The 20,365-nt window shown below is 36.3% G+C and carries 16 protein-coding genes; 15 read left to right on the plus strand and 1 reads right to left on the minus strand.

All coding sequences use genetic code 11. The annotated features are described in order from the left end of the window. Positions 1-45 precede the first annotated feature (45 nt). From pgsA to AC1DS7_RS22915, 15 genes are all read left to right on the plus strand, one after another. A complete protein-coding gene (pgsA, locus tag AC1DS7_RS22845; protein WP_002014596.1) occupies positions 46-624 on the plus strand; it encodes a CDP-diacylglycerol--glycerol-3-phosphate 3-phosphatidyltransferase in 579 nt (192 codons plus the stop codon). A 20-nt stretch (positions 625-644) separates the two neighbouring features. Beyond that, complete coding sequence (locus tag AC1DS7_RS22850) at positions 645-1,883, plus strand: competence/damage-inducible protein A (RefSeq protein ID WP_016100769.1); 1,239 nt, start codon at positions 645-647, stop codon at positions 1,881-1,883. Positions 1,884-2,026: 143 nt separating this feature from the next. Continuing rightward, positions 2,027-3,058 (plus strand): recombinase RecA, encoded by a 1,032-nt coding sequence (recA, locus tag AC1DS7_RS22855; protein WP_002014599.1) that lies wholly within the window; start codon positions 2,027-2,029, stop codon positions 3,056-3,058. A 483-nt stretch (positions 3,059-3,541) separates the two neighbouring features. After that, complete coding sequence (rny, locus tag AC1DS7_RS22860; protein ID WP_002014600.1) at positions 3,542-5,107, plus strand: ribonuclease Y; 1,566 nt, start codon at positions 3,542-3,544, stop codon at positions 5,105-5,107. A gap of 179 nt (positions 5,108-5,286) precedes the next feature. Then, positions 5,287-6,081 carry a TIGR00282 family metallophosphoesterase gene (locus AC1DS7_RS22865; RefSeq protein WP_002014601.1) on the plus strand — a complete coding sequence of 265 codons (795 nt, stop codon included), beginning with the start codon at positions 5,287-5,289 and terminating at the stop codon, positions 6,079-6,081. A gap of 149 nt (positions 6,082-6,230) precedes the next feature. After that, complete coding sequence (spoVS, locus tag AC1DS7_RS22870) at positions 6,231-6,491, plus strand: stage V sporulation protein SpoVS (RefSeq protein WP_000404341.1); 261 nt, start codon at positions 6,231-6,233, stop codon at positions 6,489-6,491. 59 nt (positions 6,492-6,550) lie between these two features. Continuing rightward, positions 6,551-7,474 carry a dipeptidase gene (locus tag AC1DS7_RS22875; protein ID WP_002128703.1) on the plus strand — a complete coding sequence of 308 codons (924 nt, stop codon included), beginning with the start codon at positions 6,551-6,553 and terminating at the stop codon, positions 7,472-7,474. A 227-nt stretch (positions 7,475-7,701) separates the two neighbouring features. Next, a complete protein-coding gene (locus AC1DS7_RS22880) occupies positions 7,702-9,459 on the plus strand; it encodes a 2-oxoacid:acceptor oxidoreductase subunit alpha (RefSeq protein ID WP_002014603.1) in 1,758 nt (585 codons plus the stop codon). Beyond that, the gene (locus tag AC1DS7_RS22885; RefSeq protein WP_002088040.1) at positions 9,446-10,312 is read left to right on the plus strand and encodes a 2-oxoacid:ferredoxin oxidoreductase subunit beta; all 867 of its coding nucleotides are present in this window, start codon (positions 9,446-9,448) and stop codon (positions 10,310-10,312) included. Before AC1DS7_RS22880 ends, AC1DS7_RS22885 begins: the two co-directional genes overlap by 14 nt. A gap of 432 nt (positions 10,313-10,744) precedes the next feature. Continuing rightward, positions 10,745-12,277, plus strand: a complete 1,533-nt coding sequence (gene miaB, locus AC1DS7_RS22890) for a tRNA (N6-isopentenyl adenosine(37)-C2)-methylthiotransferase MiaB (RefSeq protein WP_016100770.1) — start codon at positions 10,745-10,747, stop codon at positions 12,275-12,277. Further along, on the plus strand, positions 12,278-12,709 hold the full coding sequence (locus AC1DS7_RS22895) for a YlbF/YmcA family competence regulator (RefSeq protein WP_002033698.1): 432 nt from the start codon (positions 12,278-12,280) through the stop codon (positions 12,707-12,709). 128 nt (positions 12,710-12,837) lie between these two features. Beyond that, positions 12,838-13,380, plus strand: a complete 543-nt coding sequence (gene cotE / locus AC1DS7_RS22900; protein ID WP_002014610.1) for an outer spore coat protein CotE — start codon at positions 12,838-12,840, stop codon at positions 13,378-13,380. Between the two features lie 180 nt (positions 13,381-13,560). Further along, complete coding sequence (gene mutS, locus AC1DS7_RS22905; RefSeq protein WP_016100771.1) at positions 13,561-16,233, plus strand: DNA mismatch repair protein MutS; 2,673 nt, start codon at positions 13,561-13,563, stop codon at positions 16,231-16,233. Positions 16,234-16,241: 8 nt separating this feature from the next. Beyond that, complete coding sequence (mutL, locus tag AC1DS7_RS22910; protein ID WP_016100772.1) at positions 16,242-18,176, plus strand: DNA mismatch repair endonuclease MutL; 1,935 nt, start codon at positions 16,242-16,244, stop codon at positions 18,174-18,176. Positions 18,177-18,530: 354 nt separating this feature from the next. Then, positions 18,531-19,517: a choloylglycine hydrolase family protein gene (locus AC1DS7_RS22915; protein ID WP_016100773.1), complete on the plus strand. Its 987-nt coding sequence runs from the start codon at positions 18,531-18,533 to the stop codon at positions 19,515-19,517. A 504-nt stretch (positions 19,518-20,021) separates the two neighbouring features. Here the strand turns inward: AC1DS7_RS22915 and AC1DS7_RS22920 are convergent. Then, positions 20,022-20,207 (minus strand): hypothetical protein, encoded by a 186-nt coding sequence (locus AC1DS7_RS22920; RefSeq protein ID WP_002014615.1) that lies wholly within the window; start codon positions 20,205-20,207, stop codon positions 20,022-20,024. Between the last annotated feature and the right edge of the window lie 158 nt (positions 20,208-20,365).

Raw genomic sequence — 20,365 nt, forward strand, 5'->3', positions numbered from 1 at the left:
CTTTTTTCAATGAACAAATGTTTTTGACATGATGGAGGAATAGCTGTGAATTTACCAAATAAAATTACAATATCTAGAATCTTCTTAATTCCAATTTTTATGGTAATTATGTTAGCGCCCTTTGAGTGGGGCTCATTTATAATTGGTGATGTAGAGTTACCAATTCAACATTTAGTAGGGGCACTTATCTTTATTATTGCTTCGGCTACAGATTGGATTGATGGACATTATGCAAGAAAGTATAATCTTGTAACGAATTTAGGGAAATTCCTTGACCCGTTAGCAGATAAATTACTTGTTTCGGCAGCACTTATCACATTGGTAGAAATGCAATATGTACCTGCTTGGATCGTTATTGTAATTATAAGCCGTGAGTTTGCAGTAACAGGTTTACGCCTTGTACTTGCTGGGACAGGGGAAGTAGTTGCAGCAAATCAGCTAGGGAAAATTAAGACATGGACACAAATTATTGCAATTGCAGCATACTTATTACATGATGTACCGTTAAATCTACTTCATATTCCAGTTGCAGATATTTTCATATGGATTGCATTATTCTTTACCGTTATTTCAGGATGGGATTATTTCTGGAAAAATAAAGATGCTTTTGTAAACTCAAAATAGAAGTTTATGGGGGAATTGGGATGAATGCTGAAATTATTGCGGTTGGAACGGAATTATTACTTGGACAAATTGCAAATACAAATGCCCAGTTTTTATCTGAAAAGTTAGCTTCAATCGGAATTAACGTGTACTACCATACTGTTGTTGGGGATAATAACAAGCGATTACAGAAGGCAATTGAATTGGCTGAAGAACGAGCTGATATGCTCATTTTTACAGGTGGATTAGGACCGACAAAAGATGATTTAACGAAAGAAACAATAGCGTCTAGTTTAGATGAAGAGCTTGTGTATGATGAAAAGGCATTAACATCGATAAGCGATTATTTTAAGCGTACAGGCCGTGAATTTACGGAGAATAATAAAAAGCAGGCGCTCGTTTTAAATGGATCGACTGTATTTGCGAATGATCACGGTATGGCGCCTGGTATGGGATTAAATACGAATGGAAAAGTTTATATTTTATTACCAGGACCACCAAAAGAAATGAAGCCGATGTATATAAGTTACGTAGAGCCTTTTTTATGTAAGTTTACAACGGGGGAAAATATTTATTCTCGTGTTCTTCGTTTTTTTGGTATTGGGGAATCTCAATTAGAGGTGAAAGTTCAAGATTTAATTGATGGACAAATGAACCCAACCATTGCACCACTTGCAAATGATGGAGAAGTGACATTACGTTTAACTGCCAAACATCATGATGCTGATGAGGCGGAGAAACTGATTCAGCATGTGGAAGATTTGATTTTAGAAAGAGTAGGAGAATTTTTCTACGGATATGACCAAGATTACCTTCATTACAAGGCAATAAGGCTATTGAAGGAAAAAGGGTTAACTTTAGCGTGTGCAGAAAGTTTAACAGGTGGTCTTTTTGGAAATCAAGTAACAGAAAATGCTGGTGTTTCGTCTGTATTTAAAGGCGGTGTCATTTGTTATCAAAATGATGTGAAGCAACAAATTTTACATGTACCTGAAGAAGTGTTACGTACTGATGGCGCGGTTAGTAAACAGTGTGCTCGCTATCTTGCTGAAAATGTAAAGAAACTGTTAAAAGCAGATATCGGAATTAGTTTCACTGGGGTGGCAGGACCGGATGCTTCAGAGCATAAAGAACCAGGAACAGTATTTATTGGATTGGTGATTAAAGATGAACCAGCTGTAGTCTTCTCGCTTAATTTAAGTGGAAGTCGTCAACAAATTAGAGAACGCTCTACAAAATATGGATTTTATCATTTATTTAAAAAGCTAGAAGAGATATAAATTTCTTCTAGTTTTTTTTGTTGGAAAACCTAGTTTTATTCGATATAAAATAAAAAAATCGAATAAATGTTCGATTTTTGTTGGCAAATTGAATTGAAAATAGGTATAATAAGATTAGCAATTTAGTTAAGGAGGAATTTTGAATGAGCGATCGTCAAGCGGCATTAGATATGGCGTTAAAACAAATAGAGAAGCAATTCGGTAAAGGTTCAATTATGAAATTAGGAGAACAAGCGGAGCGTAGAATTTCTACAATTTCAAGTGGTTCTTTAGCACTTGATGTGGCACTAGGGGTAGGCGGATACCCACGTGGCCGTGTTATTGAAATTTATGGACCTGAAAGTTCAGGTAAAACAACAGTTTCATTACACGCAATCGCGGAAGTACAGCGTCAAGGTGGACAAGCAGCGTTCATTGATGCGGAGCATGCAATGGATCCTGTATATGCACAAAAATTAGGTGTTAACATAGATGAATTACTATTATCACAGCCTGATACAGGGGAGCAAGGACTAGAAATCGCAGAAGCACTTGTACGAAGTGGAGCGGTTGATATTATCGTAATTGACTCTGTGGCAGCTCTTGTACCGAAAGCTGAGATCGAAGGGGACATGGGTGACTCTCACGTTGGTTTACAAGCACGTTTAATGTCACAAGCACTTCGTAAACTTTCAGGTGCAATCAACAAATCAAAAACAATCGCAATCTTTATCAACCAAATTCGTGAAAAAGTTGGGGTTATGTTCGGGAACCCAGAAACAACTCCAGGTGGTCGTGCGTTGAAATTCTATTCAACTGTCCGTCTTGAAGTACGTCGTGCTGAGCAGTTAAAGCAAGGTAACGATATTGTTGGTAATAAAACGAAAGTAAAAGTAGTTAAAAATAAAGTAGCACCGCCATTCCGTGTTGCTGAAGTTGATATTATGTACGGAGAAGGTATTTCAAGAGAAGGTGAAATCTTAGATATGGCTTCTGAACTTGATATCGTTCAAAAGAGCGGTGCTTGGTACTCTTATAATGAAGAACGCTTAGGACAAGGTCGTGAAAATTCGAAGCAATTCTTAAAAGAGAATACGGATTTAAGAGAAGAAATTGCCTTCTTTGTTCGTGAACATCACGGAATTGGTGAAAACTCTGGTGTTGAAGACACGGAAGATTCAACTCGTCAAGATTAAAAAATAAAAGACACGGTCCCGTGTCTTTTATTTTTTAATCCACTATGAAAGCGTTATATATAGCTGGAGATAAAATATTTATTCTATCCAAAAGGCTATGTGTAAAGGGGAATATTCATATATTTTAAGTGAATGAATTGGGATTTTCTAAGGTTTTCCAGGATAATATGCTGTCTGTTTTTTAAATCCATATAAGATTCAGGGCTTAAGGTAAAGAAAGTAAAAGTAGACAACGCTTGACAATGAAAATTGCGATAGATACAATGAGAATGTATATTTTTTCTTATATACGATATACTCTTCTCAAGAAGAGAAGTAATATTCGGAGTAAGACTTAAATCTTGCCGAAATAATAATATGACATTTTAATTGTGAAATGAAGAAAGTCCCTTAAAAAAGCGGGACGACGGTCTTTGCTGTACGTTGTAATTCAATGTACATGCCGACAGTCTTTTTTCATTCATAGCAAGGGGAGGTGAAATCATGAGTAGTAGTACAGTTTGGATACTCATCTCCATTTTGCTTGCAACAGTCGGTGCAGTTGTTGGCTTTTTTGTTCGAAAGTCTATTGCTGAAGCGAAGATTAATGGTGCAGCTAATGAAGCAAAACGTATTCTAGACGAAGCGAATCGTGATGCTGAAGCACTTAAGAAAGAAGCGCTTTTAGAAGCAAAGGATGAAATTCATACACTTCGTACAGAAGCTGAATTAGAAATTCGTGACCGTAGAAGCGAATTACAAAAACAAGAAAATCGTTTAATGCAAAAAGAAGAGAACCTTGATCGTAAAGACGAAACGCTCGATAACCGCGAGCGACAGTTAGAAAAGAAAGAGGAATCTCTTGTAGCGAAACAACAACAGATTGAAGAGTTGGAAAGCAAAGTGGGAGAGTTAGTTCAAAAGCAACAAACAGAATTAGAGCGCATTTCCAATCTGACCCGCGAGCAAGCGAAAGCAATTATTCTTGGTAAAGTGGAAAGTGAAGTTTCTCATGAAATTGCCGTTATGGTAAAAGAAAGTGAAGTTCGCGCGAAAGAAGAAGCGGATAAGAAGGCAAAAGAGATTTTATCTCTTGCAATGCAAAGATGTGCAGCTGATCATGTTGCTGAAACAACCGTTTCGGTTGTAAATCTTCCAAATGACGAAATGAAGGGACGTATTATCGGACGTGAAGGTCGTAACATTCGTACGTTAGAAACGTTAACAGGTATTGACCTTATTATCGATGATACACCAGAAGCTGTAATTCTATCTGGATTTGACCCGATTCGTCGTGAAACAGCTCGTATCGCTCTTGATAAACTAGTACAGGACGGACGTATTCACCCAGCGCGTATTGAAGAGATGGTCGAAAAATCAAGACGTGAAGTGGACGAGTATATTCGTGAAGTCGGAGAGCAAACAACGTTTGAAGTGGGTGTTCATGGCTTACATCCAGATTTAATTAAAATTTTAGGTCGTTTAAAATACCGTACAAGTTACGGACAAAACGTCTTAAAACACTCTATGGAAGTTGCATACTTAACTGGACTTATGGCAGCGGAGCTTGGTGAGGATGAAAAACTAGCAAGACGTGCTGGTCTATTACATGATATCGGAAAAGCAATCGATCATGAAGTAGAAGGTAGCCACGTTGAAATTGGTGTTGAACTCGCAACGAAATATAAAGAGCATCCTGTTGTAATAAACAGTATCGCATCTCACCATGGTGACACAGAACCAACTTCTATCATTGCAGTTCTAGTTGCTGCAGCAGATGCATTATCAGCTGCAAGACCGGGAGCTCGTAGTGAAACGCTTGAGAATTACATTCGTCGTCTTGAAAAGTTAGAAGAAATTTCAGAGTCTTATGAAGGCGTAGAAAAATCTTTCGCAATTCAAGCAGGACGTGAAGTTCGTATTCTGGTAAAACCAGATACAATTGATGATTTAGAAGCTCATCGTTTAGCTCGTGATATTCGAAAACGTATTGAAAATGAACTGGATTATCCAGGACATATTAAAGTAACTGTTATTCGTGAAACACGTGCAGTGGAATACGCAAAATAAAGTGGTGAAACACCACTTTATTTTTTTGTGTTGGAATTGGGTAAAATAAAGAAAATTATTTATGAGCAGTATGCAAGTGAAAGAAACTTATAATAGATAAATTGTAACTGTTGTAAGGAAATAGCTTTAAGGTTATAGTATGGTAATAAAAAATGTAGTACATAGAAAGGGTAAGACATATGAGAATATTATTTGTTGGGGATGTAGTAGGATCTCCTGGTAGAGACATGATTCAACAGTACGTACCGGCATTAAAGAAGAAATATACACCGACAGTAACAATTATTAATGGAGAAAATGCTGCGGGTGGACGTGGAATTACGGAAAAAATATATCGAAACTTTTTAGAGTGCGGGGCACAAGCGGTTACGCTTGGAAACCACGCTTGGGATAACCGTGAAGTATTTGAATTTATCGATGATGCAAAATATCTTGCAAGACCAGCTAACTTCCCAGAAGGAACGCCGGGAAAAGGGCTTATCTTTGTAAATTGTAATGGAACAGAAGTTGCAGTTATTAACTTACAAGGACGTACTTTCCTTCCTCCAATTGATTGTCCATTCCGTAAAGTGGATGAGTTAATCAGTATTGCAAAAAAACGTACAAACATTATCTTTGTTGATTTTCATGCTGAAACAACAAGTGAGAAGCAGGCGTTAGGTTGGTATGTAGACGGTCGTGCTACAGCGGTAGTAGGTACACATACACACGTTCCTACAGCTGATAATCGTATTTTACCAAGCGGAACAGCTTATATTACAGATGTTGGTATGACAGGCCCATATGATGGGATTTTAGGTATGGATCGCGAAGCGGTATTGAAGAAGTTTTTAACGAACTTACCAGTGCGTTTTGAAGTGACGAATGGTAGAACACAATTAAGTGCAGTGTTAATTGATGTGGATCCTAATACAGGGAAAGCAAAGAAAATTGAGCGCATTTTAATTAATGATGACCAGCCATTTTTTGACTGATTTTTAACAAAAAGTTAGAGAATTCGTTATATTTTAATTTTTTAGAAAAATTACAGAAATTTAGCAGGAATACGTGCCATTCCTCGTGAATATAAGTTAAAGTGAAATAATTGCTATTACTTTTTATAGAAACGAGGAGGAAACGCGGAATGGAAATATTAAAAGTTAAAGCAACGTCGGTCCCTAATTCTGTAGCTGGTGCACTTGCAGGTGTTATTCGCGAACGCGGAACAGCAGAAATTCAAGCTATTGGTGCAGGTGCATTGAACCAAGCGGTAAAGGCAGTAGCAATTGCAAGAGGATTTGTAGCGCCTAGCGGTTTGGACTTGATTTGTATCCCAGCGTTTACAGATATTATGATTGATGGTGAAGAGCGTACAGCGATAAAATTAATTGTAGAACCTCGTTAAGTTGAAACAACCTGTTTGCATGTATGCAAACAGGTTGTTTTTGTAATGGAGGAATGAAAATGAAAATTTTTGATGCACATTGCGATGTACTCTTTCAGTTATGGAGTGCAAAGGGAAAAAAAGACTTTCAAAACGATTCACAATTACATATTACATTTGAACAATTAATGAAAAGAAAAGGAAGTATACAATGCTTTGCTATATATATACCAGAAACAGTAGCGTATGAAAAGCGTTTTGAAGTTGCGCTGCAAATGATAGATATTTTTCATAATGAAATTCTATCGCTACCAGGAATGAAGTTTATTCAGACAAAAAACGATATTAACATGCTAAAACAGGACGAGATTGGAGCATTATTAACATTAGAAGGATGCGAAGCAATTGGAAAAGAAGCGATGAAATTACGTTTGTTTTATCGCTTAGGTGTACGTTCCTTTGGATTGACATGGAACTATGCCAATCTGTTAGCTGATGGAGCGCTAGAGGCACGTGGAGCAGGTTTAACTACATTTGGTAGACAAGTTGTACAAGAACTTAATACGTTACATTTATGGACCGATGTGTCTCACTTAAATGAAAGAAGCTTTTGGGATGTTATTGAAATTGCTAAAAACCCAATTGCATCTCATTCAAACTGTTATCAACTTTGTGGGCATCCACGCAATTTAACCGATGAACAAATAAGAGCCCTTATAAAGAAAAATAGCATTATTGGTATTACTTTCGTACCGCAGTTTTTAACGAATGAAAGACAAGCGAATATAGCAGATATATTAAGGCATGTGGAATATATTTGTTCATTAGGTGGAGAAAAAAATATAGGATTCGGTTCTGATTTTGATGGGATTTTAGAAACTGTTGTAGGTGTAGAAGTATATAGGGATTATGAAAATATAATTAATCAACTGTGTAAAAAGTATAATGAATCAACTGTAGAGCGATTTTTGTATAAAAATTTTGTTGACTGTATAACGTTCTAAAGAATATATTTTAAAAATTCAGAAGAATTAAAATAAATTCACTTGAATTTATTGATTTTTTTAAGACCTAATACTAGAATGGTAAACGAAATAGCATTATACTAAAGATTCAGGGAAAACAGAAGAGGCATAATTTGCGTCCATTGTAGTTTATTTGCATAAAAAATGCTAAACTAATACTGTAAAAAAATACACTACAATGAATGCAGCCAAAAGGGGTGTAGGAGATGATTAGTCAACTTTCATGGAAAGTTGGAGGCCAACAAGGTGAAGGAATTGAAAGTACAGGGGAAATCTTCTGTATTGCATTAAACCGATTAGGATATTACCTATACGGTTACCGCCACTTCTCATCACGTATTAAAGGCGGCCATACAAATAATAAAATTCGTGTAAGTACAACAGAAGTACGCGCGATCTCAGATGATTTAGATATTTTAATTGCTTTTGATCAAGAAACAATTGATTTTAACTTCCACGAACTACGTCCGGGCGGAATTGTAGTTGCGGATGCGAAATTTAATCCGACAATACCTGATAATACAGATGTAAATCTATATGTGATACCGTTTACAGATATTGCTTCAGAATTAGGCACATCTTTAATGAAAAATATGGTTGCTGTTGGGGCATCTAGTGCGGTATTAGGATTAGACGAAACAGCTTATTTAGAGGTTGTTGAAGAAATCTTTGGTCGTAAAGGAGAGCAAGTCGTTCAAAAGAATATGGAAGCAATTAAACGCGGCTCTCAATACATGAAAGAATTGCTTGGTGAGAAAGTAAACATGATGCAGCTTGAAAAAGCTGACGGTAAGAAACGCATGTTTATGATTGGAAACGACGCAATCGCATTTGGTGCGGTAACTGGTGGCGCTCGCTTTATGTCTGCATATCCAATCACACCTGCATCTGAAATTATGGAATATTTAATTAAAAAGTTACCGAAAGTCGGCGGAACAGTAATCCAAACTGAGGATGAAATCGCAGCTTGTACAATGGCGATCGGTGCAAACTACGCTGGTGTTCGTACATTAACAGCATCTGCTGGTCCTGGTCTTTCTTTAATGATGGAAGCAATTGGTTTAGCAGGTATTACTGAAACACCGCTAGTTATCATTGATACACAACGCGGTGGTCCAAGTACGGGCTTACCAACAAAACAAGAGCAGTCTGACTTAATGGCTATGATTTACGGAACACATGGTGAAATTCCAAAAATCGTAATGGCGCCAAGTACAGTTGAAGAAGCTTTCTATGATATTGTAGAAGCGTTTAACTTAGCAGAAGAATATCAAGTGCCTGTTATTTTCTTAACAGATTTACAGCTTTCTTTAGGAAAGCAAACAGTAGAACCACTTAAGTTAGATAAAGTGGAAATTCGTCGTGGTAAGCTTGATTTAGAAGTAGAATTACCAGAACGTGAAAATAAAGCATACTTCAAGCGTTATGAAGTAACAGAAGATGGAATTTCACCACGTGTTTTACCTGGTATGAAAAATGGTATTCACCATGTTACAGGTGTAGAACATGATGAAACGGGTAAACCATCTGAATCAGCGTTAAATCGTAAAGATCAAATGGACAAACGTTTCCGTAAAATGGCGAATTTACAGTTTAATACCCCTATTTACAAAAATGCTAAGCATGATGACGCAGACGTATTGTTAGTAGGCTTTAACTCAACTCGTGGTGCGATCGAAGAGGCAATGCAGCGTTTAGAACAAGAAGGAATGAAAGTAAACCATGCCCATGTACGTTTAATTCATCCGTTCCCAACAGCTGAAATCGATCCACTTGTGAAAAAAGCGAAGCGTGTTGTAGTAGTAGAAAACAATGCAACTGGTCAGCTTGCTAACATTATGAAAATGAATCTTGGCAATGGCGAGAAAATTTCTAGTCTTTTAAAATACGATGGAAATCCATTCTTGCCGAAAGAGATTTACAACGAATGTAAAAAAGGGGTTGTATTAAATGGCAACATTTAAGGACTTTCGTAACAGTGTAAAACCAAACTGGTGCCCAGGTTGCGGAGACTTCTCGGTGCAGGCTGCGATTCAGCGTGCGGCAGCTAACGTTGGTTTAAATCCAGATGAGCTAGCTGTTATTTCTGGTATCGGCTGTTCCGGTCGTATTTCAGGGTATATTAATTCATATGGTTTGCATAGTATTCACGGACGTGCTCTTCCAATTGCACAAGGTGTGAAAATGGCAAATCGTGATTTAACAGTTATTGCATCCGGTGGTGACGGTGATGGTTTTGCGATTGGTATGGGACATACAATCCATTCTATTCGTCGTAACATTGATATTACGTACATCGTAATGGATAACCAAATTTACGGATTAACAAAAGGGCAAACTTCACCACGTAGTGAAGCTGGATTTAAAACGAAAAGTACACCACAAGGTTCAATTGAACCATCACTAAATGTTATGGAAATGGCTTTAACAGCTGGTGCGACATTTGTGGCGCAAAGCTTTTCAAGTGATTTAAAAGAATTAACGCAAATTATTGAAGCTGGTATTAACCATAAAGGCTTTTCATTAATTAATGTATTTAGTCCATGTGTTACTTATAATAAAGTAAATACTTATGATTGGTTTAAAGAGAATTTAACGAAACTAAGTACAGTAGAAGGATATGATCCATCTAACCGCATGATGGCTATGCAAACATTAATGGAAAAGAACGGGTTAGTAACAGGTTTAATTTATCAAAACACAAAGCAGCCTTCTTACCAAGAGCTTGTAAAAGACTATAGTGAAAAACCTTTAGTGCAAGCTGATTTGAATATGGATCAGAAAATGTTTGATGAGCTTGTTGCTGAATTTATGTAATAATCGGAGAGAAGGTTGCCGCTTGGTAACCTTCTTTTTGAGTGAATAAAAATAATTAATAGATTTGTTTACTTAGAAAATTCAGAATGATAAAATAATATATAAATCGTTGTATAAAAATAGCATGTTCAATAACTGTGAAATGAAATATAGGATAAGAAGCCTTCTTCGTTAAAGTTGGCTAAAGGCTCTATACTATGATAATGTGTATAGGGATAAAGCAATATACTTTTGGGTAGGACAAGATGAAATAAAAAAAGGGAATGTCTATTTGTGTGGGGAAGACTTCATTCTTACGGATGATTAGATCGATTACTCAAGTTTCAAAGGGCAAGTTATCTCTCATGCTATCTAACATCATTGAGATGGGTCTAAGCGCATTAAAATGGACTACAGAGTGTGTGTATAGTTAAGGGTGAAAGGAGATTACCGATGAACGAGCAACAACGATTAGCAAGTCGACAAGCAAATTCCTCTACGAAAAAAGAAGAGAAAGATTATAGTAAATACTTTGAAAGTGTATACCAACCACCTTCCTTGAAATTGGCGAAAAAGCGTGGGAAAGAAGAAGTTAAAATTGAAAGAGATTTTGGCCTACCTAAAGAGTTTCGCGATTTTGGCGCAGGAAGAAAGTTTTACATTCGTACATATGGCTGTCAAATGAATGAGCATGATACAGAAGTAATGGCTGGGATTTTTACAACACTTGGATATGAGCCAACCTTTTCAACTGAAGAGGCAGATGTGATTTTATTAAATACTTGTGCAATTCGTGAAAATGCTGAAAATAAAGTGTTCGGTGAACTTGGTCATTTAAAATCATTAAAGCGAAGAAATCCGGATCTTATAATTGGTGTATGTGGTTGTATGTCTCAAGAGGAATCTGTTGTAAATAAAATTATGCAAAAAAATCAGCATGTAGATATGGTGTTTGGTACACACAATATTCATAGATTACCGTATATCTTAAAGGACGCAATGTTCTCAAAAGAGACGGTAGTTGAAGTTTGGTCAAAAGAAGGGGATGTAATTGAAAACCTTCCGAAAGTACGTCGTGGTGATATTAAAGCTTGGGTAAATATTATGTATGGCTGTGATAAGTTTTGTACATATTGTATTGTACCGTATACACGCGGAAAAGAGCGTAGCAGACGTCCAGAAGATATTATTAAAGAAATTCGCCATCTAGCTGCGAACGGTTATAGAGAAATTACTTTACTTGGACAAAACGTAAACGCATACGGTAAAGACTTTGAAGATATACAATATGGTCTTGGCGATTTAATGGATGAACTTCGTAAAATCGATATCGCGCGTATTCGTTTTACAACGAGCCATCCACGTGATTTTGACAATCATTTAATTGATGTTCTTGGAAAAGGTGGTAACCTAGTAGAACATATCCACTTACCGGTTCAATCTGGTAGTACAGATATGCTTAAAATTATGGCGCGTAAATATTCGCGAGAACACTATTTAGAGCTTGTACGAAAAATTAAAGAAACAATTCCGAATGCAGTGCTAACGACTGATATTATCGTTGGTTTCCCAAATGAAACGGATGAGCAGTTTGAAGAGACGATGTCGTTATATCGTGAAGTAGGATTTGATACGGCATTTACATTTATTTATTCTCCGCGTGAAGGTACACCAGCTGCAAAAATGCAAGATAATGTTCCGATGGAAGTGAAGAAAGAGCGATTACAACGCTTAAATACACTAGTGAATGAATATGCAGTTAATAAGAATAAGCGTTATATAGGTCAAATTGTAGAAGTATTAGTTGAGGGAGAAAGTAAGAATAATCCTGAAGTACTTGCGGGATATACACGTACGAATAAACTTGTAAACTTTGTTGCTTCAAAATCTTTAATTGGTCAGCTTGTGAAAGTAAAAATAACGGAAGCAAAAACTTGGTCTCTTAACGGGGAATTGGTTAAGGAGCCGATTGAGGTGAAACAATAGATGAAAGTATATACGAAAGATGAAATTGTTGAGCAAGCGAAAGAATTAGCGAAAATGATCTCTGAAACAGAAGAAGTCGATTTCTTTAAGCGAGCAGAAGCACAAATTCATAAAAATGAAAATGTAAAGCGAGCAATTGATGAAATAAAAGCTTTGCAAAAACAAGCAGTAAACTTGCAACATTATGGGAAATGGGAAGCTTTGAAAAAAGTAGAAGCTGAAATTGATGCACTTCAAGATAAGTTAGATAATATCCCAGTTGTACAGGAGTTTAAATCTTCACAAACGTATGTAAATGACTTACTACAGCTAGTTGCTAGTACCATTTCTAACAATGTAACAGATGAAATATTAGTTTCAACTGGCGGCGATGTATTGAAGGGCGAAACTGGTGCAGCAGTAGAAAGTAAAAAAGGAAATTGTGGTTGTTAAAGAGATGTCTTATTGACATCTCTTTTTTTTAGTGGGTTATATCGGAAATTCTTCTCAAAAAAAAGAATGACACATTCCGCTATTGTCACGCATATGATTAAGTGAATAGTGATTGAGGAGGGTTACGAATGTCCGAATTTAGAGAGATTATTACAAAAGCAGTGGTTGGAAAAGGACGTAAGTATACAAAGTCAACGCATACATGTGAATCGAATAATGAGCCAACAAGTATTTTAGGGTGCTGGGTAATTAACCATTCGTACGAAGCGAGAAAGAATGGAAAACATGTGGAAATTGAAGGTTTCTATGATGTAAACACTTGGTATTCATTTGATGGAAACACAAAGACTGAAGTTGTAACAGAACGTGTTAACTACAATGATGAAGTAAGTATTGGGTATCGTGATAAAAACTTCTCTGGTGACGATTTAGAAATTATCGCTCGTGTAATTCAGCCGCCAAATTGTTTAGAAGCTCTTGTATCGCCAAATGGTAATAAAATTGTTGTGACGGTAGAACGTGAATTTGTAACAGAAGTAGTTGGGGAAACGAAAATTTGTGTAAGTGTAAATCCTGAAGGTTGCGTAGAATCAGACGAGGATTTCCAAGTCGATGATGATGAGTTTGAAGAATTAGATCCGAACTTTATCGTCGATGCAGAAGAAGAGTAAGAGAAAGCTAGGGAGAAGTTCTTCCTAGCTTTTTACAGTACATAAGTGGTTCTGCATGAACATGATTCCTTATGAAATGTGCTATAATGAGGAAAGACTCCTGGAATAGGAGATATGGATGTCCGTGAAGTGTGACATATATGAATATAGATTATTATGTAAGAATTATGGAGGAAAGACATGACGCAATATACGCCTATGATACAGCAATACTTAAAGGTTAAGGCAGACTATCAAGATGCCTTTTTATTTTTCCGATTAGGTGATTTTTATGAAATGTTCTTTGAAGATGCGGTTAAAGCAGCTCATGAACTTGAAATTACATTAACGAGCCGAGATGGTGGTAGTAGTGAACGTATACCGATGTGTGGTGTACCGCATCATGCAGCTAAAAATTATATTGAACAACTTGTTGAAAAAGGATATAAAGTAGCTGTTTGTGAGCAAGTGGAAGACCCAAAAACAGCTAAAGGTGTAGTACGTCGTGAAGTAGTACAACTAATTACGCCAGGAACGATGATGGAAGGGCGTACAATAGACGAGAAGGAGAATAACTTCTTAGCAGCATTAACACATTTCGAAGATGGATCTTATGCGCTAGCTTGTAATGACTTAACGACTGGACAAAATACAGTGACGTTATTAACTGGTTCAGTAGAAGATATTTTATTAGAAGTGTATGCGACTGGTTCAAAAGAAATTGTTGTAGATTCTACATTTTCAAAAGATGAATTAAATAAGTTAACTGAAACATTAAAAATGACGATTTCGTATGAAGATACAATAACTATTCCAGAAGGATTAGAACATCTTGTGAAAAGTGTTTCCCAAGCAAAATTAATTAAAGCAATTGGACGCTTATTTAACTATGTGATAAGAACACAAAAACGTTCGTTAGATCACTTGCAACCAGTAGAAATTTATTACACGAATCAATTTATGAAAATTGATGTGCATTCAAAGCGAAATTTAGAGCTGACAGAAACACTTCGAACGAAAGAAAAAACAGGATCATTATTATGGCTATTAGACAAAACAAAAACGGCTATGGGTGGTCGTATGTTAAAACAGTGGATGGAACGTCCGCTAATCCAAAAAGAAAAAGTAGAAGAGCGTTTAGAAATGGTTGAAACATTTGTAAATGATTACTTCTTACGTGAAGATTTAAAAGAAAAATTAAAAGAAGTATATGATTTAGAGCGTTTAGCAGGGAAAGTTGCATTTGGTAATGTAAATGCACGGGACTTATTACAATTAAGACGTTCTTTACTGCAAGTACCAGCTATTTTAGAAGCGATTAGTCTGTTAGATAATGCTTATGCTGCAAGGTTAATTCAAGGTGCGGATCCATGTGAGAGCTTAACTGAATTACTAGGAAGAAGTATTCAAGAAAACCCACCGCTTTCTATTAAAGATGGAGATATTATTAAAGACGGTTATAATGACAAGCTTGATCAATATCGTTACGTTAGTAAAAACGGGAAAACGTGGATCGCTGAGCTTGAAAAACGAGAGCGTGATATTACAGGAGTTAAATCGTTAAAAATCGGGTACAACCGTATTTTCGGTTACTACATTGAAGTAACGAAAGCGAATCTTGGAGCACTTCCAGAAGGGCGCTATGAGCGTAAACAAACGCTTGCTAATGCTGAACGTTTCATAACAGATGAATTAAAAGAAAAAGAAACATTAATCTTAGAAGCAGAAGAGAAAATTGTACAATTAGAATACGATTTATTTACAGCGCTTCGCGAAGAAGTCAAAGTATTCATTCCGAAATTACAGCATTTAGCGAAAGTAATTAGTGAACTAGACGTACTGCAAAGCTTTGCGACAGTTAGTGAAGAAGAGCAGTTTGTAAAACCTGTTTTAACAAATAAGCGCGAAATCTTTATTAAAGATGGTCGTCATCCTGTCGTTGAAAAAGTATTGAACGGGAAATTGTATGTACCGAATGATTGTATTATGCCGGAGAAGATGGATGTCTTTTTAATTACAGGACCGAACATGTCTGGTAAAAGTACGTATATGAGACAATTAGCACTTGTTACTGTTATGTCACAAATTGGTTGTTTTGTACCAGCGACAGAAGCAGTATTACCTGTCTTCGATCAAATCTTTACGAGAATTGGTGCAGCGGATGATTTAATCTCAGGTCAAAGTACATTTATGGTTGAAATGTTAGAAGCGAAAAATGCAATTGCAAATGCATCAGAGAGAAGTTTAATTTTATTCGATGAAATTGGACGCGGTACATCTACGTATGATGGTATGGCACTTGCGCAAGCAATCATTGAACATATTCATGACCAAATTGGTGCGAAAACATTATTCTCTACACATTATCATGAATTAACAGTGTTAGAAGAAAGTTTAGACCAACTAAAGAATGTACATGTTTCAGCAATTGAAGAGAATGGAAAAGTAGTTTTCCTTCATAAAATTCAAGATGGAGCGGCTGATAAAAGTTACGGAATTCACGTTGCTCAACTTGCCGAGCTTCCAGAGAGCTTAATCGCTCGCGCGAAAGAAGTGTTAGCACAACTAGAAGGACAGGAAGAAATTGTTATTCCGAAACGAGTAGAAGTGAAAGTGCCAGAAGTCGCTCCAGAACCAGTTGTTGTAAAAGAAGAACCAGCAGAAATACAAGAGACGAAAGTAGAGACTGAGGAAGAATCGCAATTATCATTCTTTGGTGGAGAACAGTCTTCGAAAAAACAAGACAAGTCAGTTCTAGATGCAAAAGAAACGGCAGTACTTGCACAAATTAAAAAGATTGATTTACTCGATATGACGCCTTTAGAAGCGATGAATGAACTGTATCGTTTACAGAAAAAGTTAAAGAAAGGATGAGTAAGTAGATGGGGAAAATTCGCAAACTCGATGATCAACTCTCTAACTTAATTGCGGCAGGGGAAGTAGTAGAGCGCCCTGCCTCAGTTGTAAAAGAACTCGTGGAAAATTCCATCGATGCGAATAGTACATCTATTGAAATCCACTTAGAAGAAGCTGGATTATCGAAGATTCGCATCATCGATAATGGAGATGGTATTGCTGAAGAAGATTGTATCGTTGCATTTGAACGACACGCAACGAGTAAAATTAAAGATGAAAATGATTTATTTCGTATAAGAACGCTCGGTTTCCGCGGAGAGGCCCTGCCGAGTATTGCCTCAGTGAGTGAATTAGAGTTAATTACGAGCACAGGTGATGCGCCTGGTACACACCTTAGTATTAAAGGTGGAGACATTATAAAACAAGAGAAAACGGCAAGCCGAAAAGGAACAGATATTACTGTACAAAACTTATTTTTTAATACACCAGCGCGCCTTAAATATATGAAAACGATTCATACAGAGCTTGGGAACATTACAGATATCGTGTATCGTATTGCAATGTCACATCCAGAAGTATCGTTAAAACTGTTTCATAATGAAAAGAAATTGCTTCATACATCAGGAAACGGTGATGTAAGACAAGTACTTGCATCGATTTACAGCATTCAAGTTGCGAAGAAGCTTATTCCGATTGAAGCTGAGTCTCTAGACTTTACAATTAAAGGTTATGTAACATTACCAGAAGTAACGAGAGCGTCGCGTAACTATATGTCAACGATTGTAAATGGCCGTTACGTTCGAAATTTTGTATTAATGAAAGCAATTCAGCAAGGATATCATACGTTATTGCCAATCGGAAGATACCCAATCGGCTTCTTATCAATTGAAATGGATCCAATGCTTGTTGATGTCAACGTACATCCAGCAAAATTAGAAGTACGCTTTAGTAAAGAACAAGAATTGCTAAAGCTTATCGAAGAAACATTGCAAGCTGCATTCAAAAAAATACAACTCATTCCAGATGCTGGTGTAACAACGAAGAAAAAAGAAAAAGATGAAAGTGTGCAAGAACAGTTTAAGTTTGAGCATACAAAACCGAGAGAATCATCTATGCCTAACATCGTTTTACCAACAGGAATGGATGAGAAACAAGAAGAAACAACGACTGTAAAACAACCAGCACAACTGTGGCAACCGCCGAAGCAAGAATGGCAACCACCACAGTCACTCGTAAGAGAAGAGCAAAGCTGGCAGCCATCCTCTAAGCCGGAAACGGTTCGGGAGGAAAAGGAATGGACTAGCAACGATGACGATTTTGAATTAGAGGAATTGGAAGAAGAAGTCGGGGAGATAGAAGAGATTGAAATGAACGGTAATGACTTACCGCCGCTTTATCCAATTGGACAGATGCACGGAACATATATTTTCGCTCAAAATGATAACGGGCTATATATGATTGATCAGCATGCTGCGCAGGAGCGCATCAATTATGAATATTTCCGTGATAAAGTGGGACGAGTTACGCAAGAAGTACAAGAATTACTTGTACCGTACCGCATCGATTTATCTCTTACCGAATTTTTACGTGTCGAAGAGCAGTTAGAAGAATTAAAAAAAGTCGGACTATTTTTAGAGCAGTTTGGCCATCAATCCTTTATCGTTCGTTCGCATCCAACGTGGTTCCCGAAAGGACAAGAAACAGAAATCATTGATGAGATGATGGAGCAAGTCGTAAAACTGAAAAAAGTAGACATAAAAAAACTACGCGAAGAAGCAGCGATTATGATGAGCTGTAAAGCTTCAATTAAAGCAAATCAATATTTAACGAATGATCAAATATTCGCTTTACTGGAAGAACTTCGTACAACAACAAACCCATATACATGTCCGCATGGAAGACCGATTCTGGTGCATCATTCTACTTATGAGTTGGAGAAGATGTTTAAGAGGGTTATGTAGGGTTAATGTCCAAAGAGAAAAAGTTCGTTCCCAGTTATTTGAAACGGTTTGAAAGTGCCTAGTATTATTTATATGTGTTGAAAGAAAATAAAATAAATATGTAATAGCAATGTTCTCTACAGTTATTTTAATAAAATATAGAGAGAAATAAAAAGGGGCGATAGTAACAAGTCGCTCCTTTTTAATATAATTCTTTTGCAACTATATTTTAAAAATTCATTTATAAACTAGAGATAACCTATTTGTAATTTATATGTGCTTTCTCATTTTTTTTGTAAGGAAAGGGGCTTTTAATTTACAGATTTATCAGAATTATGTAAAGTGTATATAAAACCATAAAATGGGGTGTTCTTTATGTGTACTAGTTTGACATTACAGACAAAAAACGGTCAGCACCTTTTTGCAAGAACGATGGATTTTACATTAGATTTGAATCAAGAAGTAATAATCATTCCTCGACATTACCAGTGGAATAATATAACTGGTGAAATCATTAATACGAAACATGCTACGGTCGGAATGGGGATTAATCATCAAGGAAGGGTCATTATGGCGGACGGAGTAAATGAAGCAGGTATGACATGTGCAACACTCTATTTTCCAGGATTCGCTACTTATAGTAAAAGTATAGATAATAACAAAACGAATTTGGCTCCATTTGATTTTGTGACTTGGAGTCTCACACAATTCAATTCTGTCAAAGAGTTAAAGAAATCTGTAGATAGCCTTACCTTTTTGGATATACCATTACCGGATTTAGGACTTACACCACCACTACATTGGATTTTAGCGGATAAATGGGGAGAGTGCATTGTACTGGAGCCGACAAATGAAGGATTAAAAATGTATGACAACCCACTAGGAGTGATGACGAATAGTCCGGAGTTTAATTGGCATTTACAAAATTTAAGACAATATATTGGCCTTAAATCGCAGCCATTCGCGCCAACAGAGTGGAGTAATGTACCATTAAGTGCTTTTGGTCAGGGCTCAGGTTCAATGGGACTTCCAGGGGATTTCACCCCACCATCAAGGTTTGTGCGGGCAGCATATGGCAAACAAAACATTCAAGGTATAGATAGTGAAGAAGAGGGAGTATCGGCCCTTTTTCATATCTTATCAAATTGCGAGGTTCCTAAAGGCGGAGTAATAACAGAAGAAGGTGCATTAGATAATACCATTTATACAAGCGTAATGTGTATGGAGTCCGGAACATATTATTATCATACTTACGATTGTAGACAAATTATAGCCATTCATTTATTTCATGAAAATTTAGATACAGATGAGATTAAAGCCTATCCGTTCCAACGGAAACAAAAAATATTTTATGAAAACTAAGTAGCTTTGAAACAACGCTTAGTAAATTTTCAAATATATATAATGGAGCAATAATGACCTATAAAAAGTAGGAATCGGAAGGAATCTAATAAGTAACCCGAATAAATACCCCTTAAGAAAAAATAGACGCAAAATATTCAAGGTATTATATAAATTCAATCCAATGACTCCTACCAGTAAAATTCTGCTGGTAGGTGCATTGGCTAAGAAACTTATTTTTTCATTAAACTAGCTTTTATTTCTTCTAGAAGGCCCATTAAAGTGCTATTATGCAAAGCAAACATGAGCGTACTCCATTTATAAATAGCAAAGAACAAAAAAGGTGTGGAAAATATCCATACCTTTTTTGTTCTTCTATTATCTATGTATAAAAAAGCGCTGTATATCAGCACTTTTTAAAAGTACATGAGTTGTATAAGAAAGATTTATACATTACTAAAAACATAACTATGCAAGGTCTAATATAGATTCTTATTTGGCACATTGTTACAAGGATCTATGCGATTATTTATTTTTATTATTATTAATTTTTTCAGTATATAAAACCTGCTCTTTATAATGCTTTTTAATTGGGAAGTTATGTGTATCTGTGCCGTTCTTGAATTTTTTATCAATGGGGTTCTTTAGAGGGACTGTTGTAGTTTCAGTAAATTCATATGGGTAATTTATTTTAGATTTATCTTCAAACATGAAAATGCCTCCTTTTTAGGATTTCCTAAATTCTTTACTATAACATGATATGCATATATATTTTTTTGGACTAGTTATTTATATAGGTTAGAACAATTTAATTACATAACTACTGAAATATTTTTAAGGAAAACAATTAGAGAAAGATATTGTAATGA

The sequence above is a fragment of the Bacillus sp. P4_E1 genome, from assembly GCF_056401715.1.

What these genes read in the sequence shown, in the direction of transcription:
- mutS (WP_016100771.1), top strand. Translation starts at nt 13,561, where the DNA reads ATGACGCAATATACGCCTATGATACAGCAATACTTAAAGGTTAAGGCA.
- recA (WP_002014599.1), top strand. Translation starts at nt 2,027, where the DNA reads ATGAGCGATCGTCAAGCGGCATTAGATATGGCGTTAAAACAAATAGAG.
- mutL (WP_016100772.1), top strand. Translation starts at nt 16,242, where the DNA reads ATGGGGAAAATTCGCAAACTCGATGATCAACTCTCTAACTTAATTGCG.
- rny (WP_002014600.1), top strand. Translation starts at nt 3,542, where the DNA reads ATGAGTAGTAGTACAGTTTGGATACTCATCTCCATTTTGCTTGCAACA.
- AC1DS7_RS22875 (WP_002128703.1), top strand. Translation starts at nt 6,551, where the DNA reads ATGAAAATTTTTGATGCACATTGCGATGTACTCTTTCAGTTATGGAGT.
- AC1DS7_RS22880 (WP_002014603.1), top strand. Translation starts at nt 7,702, where the DNA reads ATGATTAGTCAACTTTCATGGAAAGTTGGAGGCCAACAAGGTGAAGGA.
- cotE (WP_002014610.1), top strand. Translation starts at nt 12,838, where the DNA reads ATGTCCGAATTTAGAGAGATTATTACAAAAGCAGTGGTTGGAAAAGGA.
- AC1DS7_RS22895 (WP_002033698.1), top strand. Translation starts at nt 12,278, where the DNA reads ATGAAAGTATATACGAAAGATGAAATTGTTGAGCAAGCGAAAGAATTA.
- miaB (WP_016100770.1), top strand. Translation starts at nt 10,745, where the DNA reads ATGAACGAGCAACAACGATTAGCAAGTCGACAAGCAAATTCCTCTACG.
- AC1DS7_RS22850 (WP_016100769.1), top strand. Translation starts at nt 645, where the DNA reads ATGAATGCTGAAATTATTGCGGTTGGAACGGAATTATTACTTGGACAA.
- AC1DS7_RS22885 (WP_002088040.1), top strand. Translation starts at nt 9,446, where the DNA reads ATGGCAACATTTAAGGACTTTCGTAACAGTGTAAAACCAAACTGGTGC.
- AC1DS7_RS22865 (WP_002014601.1), top strand. Translation starts at nt 5,287, where the DNA reads ATGAGAATATTATTTGTTGGGGATGTAGTAGGATCTCCTGGTAGAGAC.
- spoVS (WP_000404341.1), top strand. Translation starts at nt 6,231, where the DNA reads ATGGAAATATTAAAAGTTAAAGCAACGTCGGTCCCTAATTCTGTAGCT.
- AC1DS7_RS22915 (WP_016100773.1), top strand. Translation starts at nt 18,531, where the DNA reads ATGTGTACTAGTTTGACATTACAGACAAAAAACGGTCAGCACCTTTTT.
- AC1DS7_RS22920 (WP_002014615.1), bottom strand. Translation starts at nt 20,207, where the DNA reads ATGTTTGAAGATAAATCTAAAATAAATTACCCATATGAATTTACTGAA.